Source organism: Flavobacterium daemonense (assembly GCF_007341385.1).
GTDB classification, from domain to species: Bacteria; Bacteroidota; Bacteroidia; order Flavobacteriales; family Flavobacteriaceae; genus Flavobacterium; species Flavobacterium daemonense.
The window spans coordinates 295,822-308,919 of sequence record NZ_VJYD01000001.1 but is presented as its reverse complement, the minus strand read 5'-3'; the positions used below and the strand labels follow the sequence as shown (position 1 = coordinate 308,919).

The window sequence follows — 13,098 nt, the reverse complement described above, 5'->3', positions numbered from 1 at the left end:
TTATCTAATTGACTCATTGACAAATTATCTTAATCAATAAACTACTCCTTTACACGCTCCATGTAAGAACCTGAAGCTGTATCAATTTTAATTTTATCTCCTTCATTGATAAATAAAGGAACGTTTACAGATGCACCAGTTTCTACTGTAGCATTTTTTGTTGCGTTTGTAGCTGTATTTCCTTTTACTCCCGGCTCAGCGTAAGTAACTTCAAGAATTACAGATGCTGGCATATCTACAGATAAAGGCAAATCAGTTTCAGTGTTGATCTGAACCATTACATTTGTTCCTTCTTTCAACAAATCTGGAGCATCTAAGATGTTTTTGTTTAAAGAAATCTGCTCAAATGTTTCAGCATTCATAAAGTGAAACTCATCACCTTCTGGATATAAAAACTGAAATGTATGTGTTTCAACACGAATAACGTCAATTTTATGTCCTGCTGAAAAAGTATTATCCAATACTTTTCCTGATGTTAAGCTTTTCAATTTTGTTCTTACGAAAGCTGGACCTTTTCCTGGCTTAACGTGAAGAAATTCAATAATTTTATAGATATCGTGATTAAATTTAATACATAATCCGTTTCTAATATCTGATGTAGATGCCATTTTATTTTTATTTTATTTTATTGTTGAATCGTTGAATCGTTTAACTGTTTTTTCGCCTCAACGATTAAACAAATAAACGATTAAACTTTATTTTTAATAGTTCCCTGAATAACCTTTCATAATTCCTCGTGATGAATTTCTGATAAAATCAAGAATTTCATCTCTCTCAGGAGTCGCTTCCATTTCAGCTTCAATAATACTTAAAGCTTGAGTTGTATTGTAATTTTTTTGATATAAAATTCTATAGATTTCCTGAATTTCTCTAATTTTTTCAGTACTGAAACCTCTTCTTCTTAAACCAACTGAATTGATTCCAACGTATGACAAAGGCTCTTTTGCCGCTTTTGTATAAGGAGGAACGTCTTTTCTAACCAAAGATCCACCAGAAATCATAGCGTGATCTCCAATGTGAATAAATTGGTGAATAGCTGCCAAACCACCGATAACCGCATGATTTCCAACAACAACGTGGCCAGCAAGTGCAACACCATTTACAATAATTGCGTTGTTTCCAATTTCGCAATCGTGCGCAATGTGAGCGTAAGCCATCACTAAACAATTGTTTCCAAGAATAGTCTGTCCAGATGCAACTGTGCCTCTATTAATAGTAACACATTCTCTAATAGTACAGTTATCTCCAATAATAGCAAGAGAATCTTCTCCGCCAAATTTTAAATCTTGTGGCACCGCAGAAATTACAGCTCCTGGAAAAATATTACAATTTTTTCCAATACGAGCGCCTTCCATGATGGTCACATTTGAACCAATCCAAGTACCATCACCAATAACAACATTATTGTGGATTGTTGTAAAAGGCTCAATTACAACATTTTTAGCGATTTTAGCGCCAGGATGAACATATGCTAATGGTTGATTCATCTGTAAGTTTTATATTTTAAATTTAAAATAGTCTAATTTGAGGGCAACAAACCTAAACAATAAATTTGATTAATTATTGTTTTCTTGCAATTTGTGCCATTAATTCTGCCTCAGTCACTAATTTTCCGTTTGCATATGCGTTTGCCTGCATGTGACAGATTCCTCTTCTGATAGGAGAAATCAATTCACACTTGAAAATTAAGGTATCACCTGGCAATACTTTATGTTTGAATTTAACATTATCAATTTTCATGAAATATGTCAAATAATTTTCAGGATCTGGAACCGTGCTTAAAACTAAAATCCCTCCTGTTTGCGCCATAGCTTCAACAATTAATACTCCTGGCATAACTGGTGCTTCTGGAAAATGCCCTACGAAGAAATTCTCGTTCATAGTAACATTTTTCAATCCAACCACATGACGATCAGACATTTCAATAATTCTATCAATCAACAAAAATGGAGGTCTGTGAGGCAACATTGCCATGATTTTATGAATATCCATCAATGGCTCTTGATTCAAATCATAAACAGGAACATGGTTACGCTGCTCTATTTTGATGATTTTCGCTAATTTTTTAGCAAACTGCGTATTCACAAAATGACCTGGCTTATTTGCAATAATTTTTCCTTGAATACGAACTCCAATAAGAGACAAATCTCCAATAACATCAAGCAATTTGTGTCTTGCAGCTTCGTTTGGATAATGTAATGTAAGATTATCTAAAACGCCGTTTGGTTTTACAGAAATTTCATCTTTACCAAATGCTTTCTTTAAATTCTCCATTGTTGACTCAGAAATCTCTTTATCAACATAAACAATTGCATTGTTTAAATCACCACCTTTAATAAGTCCGTTTTCTAATAAAGACTCTAATTCATGCAAGAAACTGAAAGTTCTAGAACTTGCAATTTCTGTTTTAAAATCGGCGATACTTTTAAGAGTAGCATTTTGAGTACCTAAAACTTTTGTACCAAAATCTACCATTGTTGTTACTTGATAATCATCGCTAGGCATTACAAGAATTTCGCTTCCAGTTGCTTCATCAGTAAATGAAATTACTTCTTTTACCACGTAAACATTACGTTGAGCATCTTGTTCTTCAATACCAGCTTTTTCTATAGCTTCAACAAAATATTTTGATGAACCGTCCATGATAGGAAGTTCAGAGGCATTTAACTCAATGATAATATTATCCAAATCACATCCAACTACTGCAGCTAGTACGTGTTCTGGAGTTTGTATTTTTACACCTAATTTTTCTAAATTAGTACCTCTTTGGGTATTAACAACATAATTAGCATCAGCCTCAATGACTGGCTGACCTTGCAAATCTACTCTTACAAAAGTGAAACCATTATTAATTGGAGCTGGTTTGAAAGTCATTGTAACTTCTTTTCCAGTATGTAATCCAACTCCTGTTAGTGAAATTTCATTTTTGATGGTCTTCTGTTTAACCATTATTTCCATTTTTTGGGTTTATTATTTGTTTCTTTAATTCTTCAACTTCGGCCACAATTTTTGGTAAGTTTTTAAAATGAACGTATGATTTGTTAAAATCACCATATGCAAGCGCCGGAGATCCTTGCAGCACTTCATCATCTTTGATGTTTCTTGCTACTCCCGATTGTGCTTGAAGCCTGACGTTATTACCTATAATTAAGTGTCCTGCGATACCTACTTGCCCGCCAATCATGCAGTTTTCACCAATTTTAGTTGAACCAGCAACACCGGTTTGCGCTGCAATTACAGTGTTTTTGCCAATTTCAACATTATGGGCGATCTGAATTTGATTGTCTAACTTAACTCCTTTTCTAATAATTGTAGAACCAAGAGTTGCTCTATCTACTGTAGTATTGGCACCAATATCTACATTGTCTTCAATAATAACATTGCCAATTTGTGGTACTTTGCTGTATTCTCCGTCTTCATTTGGAGCAAAGCCAAAGCCATCTGCGCCAATGATAACACCAGAATGAATAGTACAATTGTTTCCAATTACCGTTTCTGAATAAATTTTTGCACCGGCAAAAACAAAAACATTGTCACCAATTGTTACATTGTCGCCAATAAAACTGTTTGGGTAAATTTTCACATTATTTCCTAAAACAACATTTTGACCTATATAACTAAAACTTCCTAAATATAAATTTTCTCCATATTTAGTACCTTCAGACATGAACGACTGAGGTTCTATTCCGTTTTTATTTAATTTTACCTGATTATAAAAATGTAAAAGCTTTGAAAAAGCTGCATATGCATCATCAACTTTTATTAAAGTTGTGCTTATTTCTTGCTCTGGTACAAAGCTGTCGTTAACAATTGTTACTGTCGCTTTTGTAGTATATATGTAGTTAACATACTTTGGGTTAGCCAAAAAAGTAAGCGATCCTTCTTCGCCTTCTTCTATTTTAGATAGCCGAGAAACTTCTGCATTGGGATTCCCAACAACTTCTCCTTCTAAAATTCCTGCTATTTGTTCTGCTGTAAATTTCATTGCGACAAAAATATAAAAAATAGATTTTAAATGTTAATTTTAGATAAGTTGTTTTGGGAAACAGATGTAATATTTTGTTACCAATTTAGATAACGATTTCAAATTCAGCTGATCAGAGGCTTCAACAACATCTTCAATTGTTTTATCTTTTTTCAAAATTCGTATCGGTTCAGCAGCTTTACTATATGCCTGGTTTTTAATTTTTCCTCTAAAAATAAAATAACCAGCTTCTAATTGTGAAATTTTATGATCTTCTGCAAATTCTTCTTTCATGGACTGAGATTCTTCCATCGGAATTTTCTCTGCACTCATTTTTATCTTAAGCAAATCTCTGTTAATGATCATTTTACTCAATGTAGAAAGTATAAAATCATCTTGTCTTTGCCATGCTTTTAAGGCACTAATAATATCAAAATCATCTAATTGAGAAAACAAGTCTAATTTTTCGGCATCAAAATCTTCTAGCGAGATTTTATTTTGCATAAAATATAAAAGGGGTTCGCTGCAAGGAAGCTTTACTCCTTTTAAAGTCAATTCTTTTGCTCTTTTCAAGACTTTCATCAAAATCAATTCGGCTACCAAACTTGTTTTGTGTAAATACGCCTGCCAATACATCAATCGTCTTGAAAGCAGAAATTTCTCTACAGAATAAATCCCTTTTTCTTCTATAACTAAAACGTCATTTTCAACATTCATCATCTGGATCAAACGCTCAGAATTCACATTTCCTTCTGCTACTCCAGTATAAAAACTGTCACGTTTTAAATAATCCATTCGATCCATATCCAATTGACTCGAAATCAATTGCAACATAAATTTTCTGTGATATTCTCCTTTGAAAACCTGAATAGCTAAACTTAATTTTCCATCAAATTCTTCATTCAGCTGATTCATAAATAATAGAGAAATCGCCTCATGATGAACATCTTCAACAATACTTTTTTCCATTGCATGAGAAAACGGCCCGTGTCCTATATCATGAAGTAAAATCGCTATCAACAACGCATTTTCTTCTTCTTCAGAAATTGCAACATCTTTGAAACGAAGCGTGTCTATTGCTTTTTTCATCAAATGCATACATCCCAAAGCATGGTGAAAACGCGTATGATTAGCTCCTGGATAAACCAAATACGAAAGCCCCATCTGTGAAATACGGCGTAAACGCTGAAAATATGGATGCTGAATTAGATCGTAAATAAGTTCGTTCGGGATGGTAATAAACCCGTAAATGGGATCATTGAATATTTTTAACTTATTAATATGAGTCACTATTTGGTTATTTTTAGGTCAACAAATATAAGTAAATAACTATAGTTTTTCATTTAAATATTGACATTAAATTCAACTGATTTTTAGACAAATAGTTAAAAATCAAAAAGATTTTATCTAAAAAATAGGCTTCATTTTTCTGAAATTTATACTATTTTTAATACTTTTTAAGTTCTATAACTCTAAATTGCATCAAATTAATTTACTTATGGATAAGATAAAAATACTTTGGGTCGATGATGAAATCGATCTTTTAAAGCCTCATATATTATTTCTGGAGAAAAAAAATTATTCGGTAACGACTTGCAACAACGGCCTTGATGCTATTGCTTTATTTGAAGAAGATAATTTTGACATTGTTTTTTTGGATGAAAATATGCCAGGAATGAGTGGCTTGGAGACGCTTTCGGAAATGAAAGAAAAAAAATCAGCCATTCCGATGATTATGATCACCAAAAGTGAGGAAGAATATATAATGGAGGAAGCTATTGGATCAAAAATCGCTGATTACTTGATAAAACCTGTAAATCCGAATCAGATTTTGCTGAGCTTAAAGAAAAATCTGGACGATTCAAGACTGATTACGGAGAAAACAACATTAGATTATCAGAAGGAATTCAGAAAAATTTCAATGGAATTAGCAATGGTCAATTCTTATGAAGATTGGGTTGAGTTGTACAAAAAACTGCTTTTTTGGGAATTAAAACTGGAGGACATCAACGACACTGCGATGATTGAAATTCTGGAATCTCAAAAAGTAGAAGCCAATTCTCAATTCGGGAAATATATCGAGAGAAATTACGAAGATTGGTTCGCTCCAAAAGCCGACAAGCCTATTCAATCGCACAATTTATTTAAAGAATTAGTTGTTCCCGAATTAAAAAAGAAAGACAAACCTATCTTGTTTGTCGTAATTGACAACTTAAGGTATGATCAATGGAAATCATTTGAAACGGTTGTTTCCAACTATTATAAATTAGAAAAAGAAGTTCCGTATTTTTCCATTCTGCCAACAGCGACACAATACGCGCGAAATGCGATTTTTTCTGGTTTATTGCCAATTGAAATGGAAAAACAATTTCCGCAATATTGGAAAAATGATGTTGAAGATGGCGGAAAAAATCTTTATGAAGCAGAATTTTTATCAGCTCAATTAAAACGCTTAGGACTAAATATTAAGGAGGATTATTTTAAAATCACGAATTATGCGGGCGGGAAAAAACTAGCAGAAAACTTTAGAGCTTTAAAAGAAAATGACTTGGTAACAGTTGTTTACAATTTTGTCGATATGCTTTCGCACGCTAAAACCGAAATGGAAGTAGTAAAAGAACTTGCTTCTGACGACAAAGCGTATCGTTCCCTAACATTAAGCTGGTTTAAAAACTCACCTTTATTAGACCTTATTCAACAAGCACAATTGCTAGGTTTCAAATTAATTTTGACAACAGATCACGGAACAATTAATGTAAAAAATCCGTCGAAAGTTGTGGGAGATAAAAATACAAGCCTAAATTTGCGTTATAAAACGGGACGCAGTTTAACGTACGAACAAAAAGATGTTTATGTGGTAAAAGAACCAAAAACAATTGGTTTGCCTGCCATAAATATGAGTAGTTCGTTTATTTTTGCCAAAAATGATTTTTTCTTGGCTTACGTAAACAATTACAACCATTATGTGAGCTATTACAAAAACACGTACCAGCACGGCGGAATTTCATTAGAAGAAATGATTATTCCGTTTTTAGTTTTTAATCCTAAGTAGAAAAAGTCGCCACGAGTTTCACGAGTTTGCACTATTTTTTTAGTCAAAAAATAAAACTCAATTCGTGAAATTCGTGGCAAAAATAAAAACAAAATGAACATCGTTTTTTCATTAGATCAAATTCAAGAAGTTGCTCAACAGATTTTAGACTCAAATCCTAAAAAAATCATTCTTTTTAACGGAGAAATGGGAGTTGGAAAAACAACTTTAATCAAACAATTGTGCAAAAGTTTGGGCGTTCAAGATGCCACAAGCAGTCCAACTTTTTCTTTAGTTAACGAATATTACACTTCTAATAATCAAATCGTTTACCACTTCGATTTTTATAGATTAAACAAAGAAACTGAAGCGTTAGATATGGGCGTTGATGATTATCTATATTCTGGAAATTGGTGTTTTATTGAATGGTCTGAAAAAATTAAAAATCTTCTTCCTGAAGAAACTTCAACAATAACAATTGAGTTGTTGGCAGATGGAAAGAGAAGTTTAGAATTAATTTAAAATTCCTCAGTGATTGACAAAACTTACACAAAGATTTGCAAAGATTTTAAAATATTTCTTTGTGTTTCTCTGCGTAAGCTTTGTGAATCTCTGCGAAACAATGTACAATAATGAATACCCACAACACCGTAGAAATAATCCCCTTTTCTCCCGATTTAAAAGAGCACATCAAAACCCTAAATATTGCTTGGCTTGAAAAATACTTTAAAGTAGAAGAAAAAGACAAGCTTACACTTTCAAATCCACAGGAAGAAATAATAGATAAAGGCGGCATGATTTTCTATGCTAGATATAATAGTGAAATTCTTGGAACTGCATCTTTAATGAAGGTTGATGATTCGATATTTGAATTAAGCAAAATGGCGGTTTCAGACAAAGCGCAAGGCTTAGGAATTGGCACTAAACTTCTTGAACATTGCTTTAATGTGGCTAAAGAAAATAATATCAAAACGCTCATTTTGTATTCAAATACTATTTTGCTACCAGCAATTCATCTTTACAGAAAATTCGGTTTTATTGAAATCCCTTTAGAAGCGGGCATTTACGAAAGAGCCGACATAAAAATGGAGAAAAAAATATCTTAACATTGTCATTACAGTATTAGCAGAATTTTTGCACTAATTTTAAATCTTTTTACGTAATTTGTACCTTTAATTTTTTGCACCACCCATGTCAATCACGTTAACTCCATTTACAAAACAACAATTACTGCCGCAGGAAGAAAAACTTGAGGTTGGTCGTTTTAAAAGAGAACTTTTTATAGGAATTCCTAAAGAAACAAGTTATCAGGAACGCCGTATTTGCCTCACTCCAGATGCCGTAAATTCATTAACATATGAAGGTCATCGCGTTATGATTGAATCTGGAGCCGGTGAAAGTTCGAGTTATACCGATAAAGAATATGCGGATGCTGGTGCAGAAATCACAAAAGATACAAAAAGAGTTTTTGGCTGTCCCTTTCTATTAAAAGTAGAACCGCCGACTTTAGCCGAAATTAAAATGATAAACCCTGAAACGGTTATCATTTCTGCTATTCAATTGAAAACCAAAAAGAAAGAGTATTTTGAGGCTTTGGCACAAAAGAAAATTACTGCTCTTGCTTTTGAATATATTAAAGATGAAGACGGATCTTATCCTGCTGTAAAATCTTTAAGCGAAATTGCCGGAACTGCTTCAATCTTAATTGCAGCCGAATTAATGATCACAGATGAATTTGGAAAAGGACTTTTATTCGGAAACATTACTGGCGTCCCTCCTACTGAAGTTGTGATTTTAGGCGCAGGAACTGTTGGAGAATTTGCAGCAAAAACCGCAATTGGACTTGGTGCAAACGTAAAAGTTTTTGATAATTCGATCACCAAATTACGTCGTTTACAAAACAATTTAAATCAACGAATTTTCACTTCAACTATTCAGCAAAAAGGACTTTTAAAAGCTTTGAGACGTTGCGATGTAGCGATCGGTGCAATGCGAGGCAAGGAACGTTGCCCAATTGTAGTTACTGAAACAATGGTGGAGCACATGAAAAAAGGCGCCGTTATTGTTGATGTCAGCATTGATACCGGCGGATGCTTTGAAAGCTCTGAAGTGACTACGCACGAAAAACCAACTTTCATTAAAAACAACGTTTTACACTATTGTGTACCAAATATTCCTTCTCGATATTCTAAAACTGCCTCATTATCAATTAGTAACATCTTAACACCTTATCTACATCAGATAGCCGAAGATGGTGGTTTAGAAAGCGCAATTAGATGTAACAAAGGACTTAAAAACGGAATTTATCTCTATCACGGAATCTTGACAAATAAAGCAATTGGCGACTGGTTCGATTTACCCGACAACGATATTAATTTACTTGTATTTTAAAGGAACTTTAATGTACCTTTGCAAAAATTTTATTTCATGAAGTTCGTACACCGTTTTGCATATTATTTGATTGGTTTGGTTATGGGATGCTTTTTTGTAGCCCTTGTATTTAGCGGAAAAGATACGCGATGCAATTATTTTCCGAACGCGAGAGTTTTGAATAACTTAAGAACAAAACCTTTTCAATATTCAGATAAAGCAATTCAGACTTTAAACGAAAAATGGGTTGACACTGCCGATATCAAAAATACTTTAACATATGGCGATGTTGATTTTGACCAGAGTAATGTTCCGTTCAAAAAAGGAAAATTGTATATCATTGAAGGAAAAACAGCAAAAAATCAAGAGATTATTTTGAAAGTTGTAAATTTTGAAAACAAGGCTGTTTTAGAGGAGATTATTAAGAAAGAATCTGAAAAATAAGAAGCTAATTTCTAAATTTTATATAGTCCCTAAGGGACACGATACGACTTAGATTTCATTTTCTACCAATATGCAACTCCTAAAGGAGTTATCTCGTAGAGATTAAATCTTGGTAGAAACATATCCAAGCTATCAATTGTCCCTTAGGGACTAAATCTAAGTTTAAACAGTTTTTTTTTACAACCAATCAATTTCCTTAATCCCTTTCGATTTCAAAAATTCATTTGTTTTGCTGAAATGTTTGTTTCCGAACCATTTTCCTTGATTGGCACTCATTGGCGATGGATGCCCAGATTCTAAAACATAATGTTTTGAACGATCAATTTTCAAGCCTTTTTTCTGAGCGAAGCTTCCCCATAAAAGAAAAACGATATTTTCTTTTTGATCAGATATAGCTTGAATAACAGCATCTGTAAAAAGATTCCATTTCAAGTGTTTATGACTATTTGGACTGTCTTTTCTAACGGTTAATGACGCGTTCAAAAGCAAAACGCCTTGTTGTGCCCATTTTTCAAGATTACCAGATGTTGGCATAAAAATCGAATCAAAATCGGTGTTTATTTCTCTGAAAATATTTCGAAGCGACGGTGGAATTTTGACATTATCATTTACTGAAAAACTTAAGCCATTAGCTTCTCCTTCACCATGATAAGGATCTTGACCAATAATGACAACTTTTAAATCCTTGAAACTACAATTATTAAAAGCAGAAAAAATCAATTCAGCTGGCGGGTAACAAGTATGCGTTTTATATTCAACATCCAAAGCATCCATTAATTCGATAAAATATGGTTTTTGGATTTCGTCTTTTAAAACCGCTTGCCAGTCTTGCGCTAAATCAATTTTCATTTTAAAATTTTATTACAAATTACGCAAAGTTTTATTCAAACTGCCAATAATTAGTGCAATTTCGTTTTAAAACTTTGTAACTTTGAAATCTTTACAACTCACGATACATAATGATATCTATTACAGAAAAAACATTACAAGATTTACAATTTCCAACGGTGCTTGAAACTATTTCGGCCGGCTGTAACACAGACATTGGAAAAGAAAAAGCTTTAAAAATAACACCTTTCAGAGATAAAGAAACGTTGATGCAGTCTTTAATGCAGACTTCAGAATATGTATCTTCATTTCAAAACAATAACGCCATTCCGAATCACGGATTTGACGCCATTACGCACGAAATTAAATTTCTTGCCATTGAAGACAGTTTTCTAGAAGTGGGAAGTTTTAGAAAAATCGCCAATCTTTCGGCAACGACAAATGTCTTATTGAACTTCTTAAAAAAATTCGATGATTATTATCCCAACATCAATGCGAGAGCTTCACGCGTTGAATTAACAAAAGATATTATCACCGCGATTGATGCAATCGTTGATAAATATGGAGAAATAAAAGATAATGCTTCACCAGCTTTAGCAAGTATTCGCCAGAATATGAATTTGGTTCGCGGTAAAGTAAACCAAAGTTTTGGAGTAGCTTTAACTCAGTATAACGGTTTAGGATATTTAGACGATATTAAAGAAAGCTTTGTGCAAAACCGCAGAGTTTTAGCAGTTTTAGCAATGTATCGACGCAAGGTAAAAGGCTCTATTTTAGGAAGTTCAAAAACCGGAAGTATTGCTTATATTGAACCAGAAGCTACTTTGAAATATTCAAGAGAATTAGCTAATCTAGAATATGAGGAAAAGGAAGAAATTACGAGAATTTTAAAGAATTTATCAAATGTAATTCGTCCGTTTTTACCTTTACTTATTGAATATCAAGATTTTTTAAGTGATATTGACGTTGTTGCAGGAAAAGCAAAATACGCAAATCGAATCAATGCGATTTTGCCAACAATCACTGAAGAAAGAAGATTGTTTTTTAGAGAAGCTTATCACCCAATTTTATACCTTAATAATAAGGAGAAAAAAGAAGTTACACATCCGCAAACAATTGAGTTAAAACAAGAAAACCGAATTATTGTAATTTCTGGACCAAATGCCGGAGGAAAAACAATTTCCTTAAAAACGGTTGGATTGTTACAATTGATGCTGCAATCTGGAATTTTAATTCCGGTTCACGAAAGAAGTGAAACTTTCTTGTTTGACAGAATTCTGACAGACATCGGCGATAACCAATCTATTGAAAATCACTTAAGTACATACAGCTATCGATTAAAAAACATGAATTATTTCTTGAAGAAATGCAACAAGAAAACCATGTTTTTAATTGACGAATTTGGTACAGGTTCTGATCCGGAACTGGGAGGAGCTTTGGCTGAAATTTTCTTAGAAGAATTTTATCATAGAGAAGCTTTCGGAATTATCACAACACATTATTCTAATTTAAAAATTCTCGCAAACGAATTGCCTTTCGCAACAAACGCCAATATGATGTTTGATGAAAAGTCTCTTGAACCAATGTATAAACTGGCCTTAGGTCAGGCAGGAAGTTCTTTTACTTTTGAAGTCGCTCAAAAAAATGGTATTCCGTTTGGATTGATTAATCGTGCGAAAAAGAAAATCGAAGTTGGAAAAGTTCGTTTTGACAAAACCATTGCAACGCTTCAGAAAGAGCGTTCGAAATTGGAAAAAACTTCTTTGAATTTAAAAGAAGAGGAAACTCGTGCGCGCGAGGAAAGCAAAAAGATGGAAAACATCAATACGAGAATTCAACAGAAATTAGAAAGCTATCAGGAATTGTATGATAGCAATCAGAAGATTATTTATATCGGACAAAAAATTGATGATATTGCCGAAAAGTATTTTAACAACAAAAACAAAAAAGAACTTATTGGCGAATTTTTGAAAATTGTTGAAATTGAAAATTCAAAACGTAAAAAAGCAACTCCAAAAGAAGTCAAAGCAAAAGTTGAAAAACAAAAGGAAATTATTGCTGAAGTTCAAGTGAAAGTCGAAGAAATTCGAAAAGAGAAAAAAGAGAAAAAACTTAAACCTGTTATCGAAAAACCAAAACCAATTTTAAAAGTTGGTGATCGTGTTAGAATGTTAGACGGAAGATCTGTTGGAAGTATCGATTCAATCGAAAAAAATAAAGCAACAGTAAATTACGGAATTTTTACATCGAAAGTCAGTTTGGATGAATTAGAATTGGTAGAAGCTGTTAAGAAATAAAGTTTTCTGTTGAAGTGGTAGTTTTCAATTTAAAAATGCTGAAAAAACAACACAAATTAAAATAAAGTGATTTAAGGAACGTTTTTATTATAAACAACAAAAGTTGTCATTAATTTTTAAAAATTGATTTAAGGCTATATATTGAAGCTGTTTACGATTCTGAA

At 32.9% G+C, this 13,098-nt stretch carries 12 protein-coding genes; 6 read left to right on the top strand and 6 right to left on the bottom strand.

All coding sequences use genetic code 11. From position 1 onward, the window contains the following. Positions 1-41 precede the first annotated feature (41 nt). From efp to FND99_RS01210, 5 genes are all read right to left on the bottom strand, one after another. Positions 42-608 carry an elongation factor P gene (gene efp / locus FND99_RS01230; protein ID WP_132991049.1) on the bottom strand — a complete coding sequence of 189 codons (567 nt, stop codon included), beginning with the start codon at positions 606-608 and terminating at the stop codon, positions 42-44. A 93-nt stretch (positions 609-701) separates the two neighbouring features. Then, positions 702-1,487, bottom strand: coding sequence for an acyl-ACP--UDP-N-acetylglucosamine O-acyltransferase (lpxA, locus tag FND99_RS01225; RefSeq protein WP_029270176.1), 786 nt, complete (start codon positions 1,485-1,487; stop codon positions 702-704). A 73-nt stretch (positions 1,488-1,560) separates the two neighbouring features. Further along, positions 1,561-2,949, bottom strand: a complete 1,389-nt coding sequence (locus FND99_RS01220; RefSeq protein ID WP_144336181.1) for a bifunctional UDP-3-O-[3-hydroxymyristoyl] N-acetylglucosamine deacetylase/3-hydroxyacyl-ACP dehydratase — start codon at positions 2,947-2,949, stop codon at positions 1,561-1,563. Continuing rightward, complete coding sequence (gene lpxD / locus FND99_RS01215; protein ID WP_144336180.1) at positions 2,942-3,985, bottom strand: UDP-3-O-(3-hydroxymyristoyl)glucosamine N-acyltransferase; 1,044 nt, start codon at positions 3,983-3,985, stop codon at positions 2,942-2,944. The genes FND99_RS01220 and lpxD overlap by 8 nt, the downstream gene beginning before the upstream one ends. 39 nt (positions 3,986-4,024) lie before the next feature. Continuing rightward, positions 4,025-5,254, bottom strand: a complete 1,230-nt coding sequence (locus FND99_RS01210) for an HD domain-containing protein (protein ID WP_144336179.1) — start codon at positions 5,252-5,254, stop codon at positions 4,025-4,027. A 208-nt stretch (positions 5,255-5,462) separates the two neighbouring features. On the opposite strand from FND99_RS01210, the gene porX reads away from it, so the two are divergent. From porX to FND99_RS01185, 5 genes are all read left to right on the top strand, one after another. Continuing rightward, entirely contained in the window at positions 5,463-7,016 is a 1,554-nt protein-coding gene (gene porX / locus FND99_RS01205) for a T9SS response regulator signal transducer PorX (RefSeq protein ID WP_144336178.1), read from the top strand. Between the two features lie 93 nt (positions 7,017-7,109). Continuing rightward, positions 7,110-7,517, top strand: a complete 408-nt coding sequence (gene tsaE, locus FND99_RS01200; protein ID WP_144336177.1) for a tRNA (adenosine(37)-N6)-threonylcarbamoyltransferase complex ATPase subunit type 1 TsaE — start codon at positions 7,110-7,112, stop codon at positions 7,515-7,517. A gap of 110 nt (positions 7,518-7,627) precedes the next feature. After that, entirely contained in the window at positions 7,628-8,101 is a 474-nt protein-coding gene (locus tag FND99_RS01195; protein ID WP_144336176.1) for a GNAT family N-acetyltransferase, read from the top strand. 85 nt (positions 8,102-8,186) lie between these two features. After that, complete coding sequence (locus tag FND99_RS01190; protein WP_144336175.1) at positions 8,187-9,386, top strand: alanine dehydrogenase; 1,200 nt, start codon at positions 8,187-8,189, stop codon at positions 9,384-9,386. 36 nt (positions 9,387-9,422) lie between these two features. Then, positions 9,423-9,809, top strand: coding sequence for a DUF4258 domain-containing protein (locus FND99_RS01185; RefSeq protein ID WP_144336174.1), 387 nt, complete (start codon positions 9,423-9,425; stop codon positions 9,807-9,809). A 177-nt stretch (positions 9,810-9,986) separates the two neighbouring features. On the opposite strand, the gene FND99_RS01180 is transcribed toward FND99_RS01185, so the two are convergent. Continuing rightward, the gene (locus FND99_RS01180) at positions 9,987-10,658 is read right to left on the bottom strand and encodes a uracil-DNA glycosylase (protein WP_144336173.1); all 672 of its coding nucleotides are present in this window, start codon (positions 10,656-10,658) and stop codon (positions 9,987-9,989) included. Positions 10,659-10,768: 110 nt separating this feature from the next. On the opposite strand from FND99_RS01180, the gene FND99_RS01175 reads away from it, so the two are divergent. Continuing rightward, positions 10,769-12,934: an endonuclease MutS2 gene (locus FND99_RS01175; RefSeq protein ID WP_144336172.1), complete on the top strand. Its 2,166-nt coding sequence runs from the start codon at positions 10,769-10,771 to the stop codon at positions 12,932-12,934. Positions 12,935-13,098: the final 164 nt, after the last annotated feature.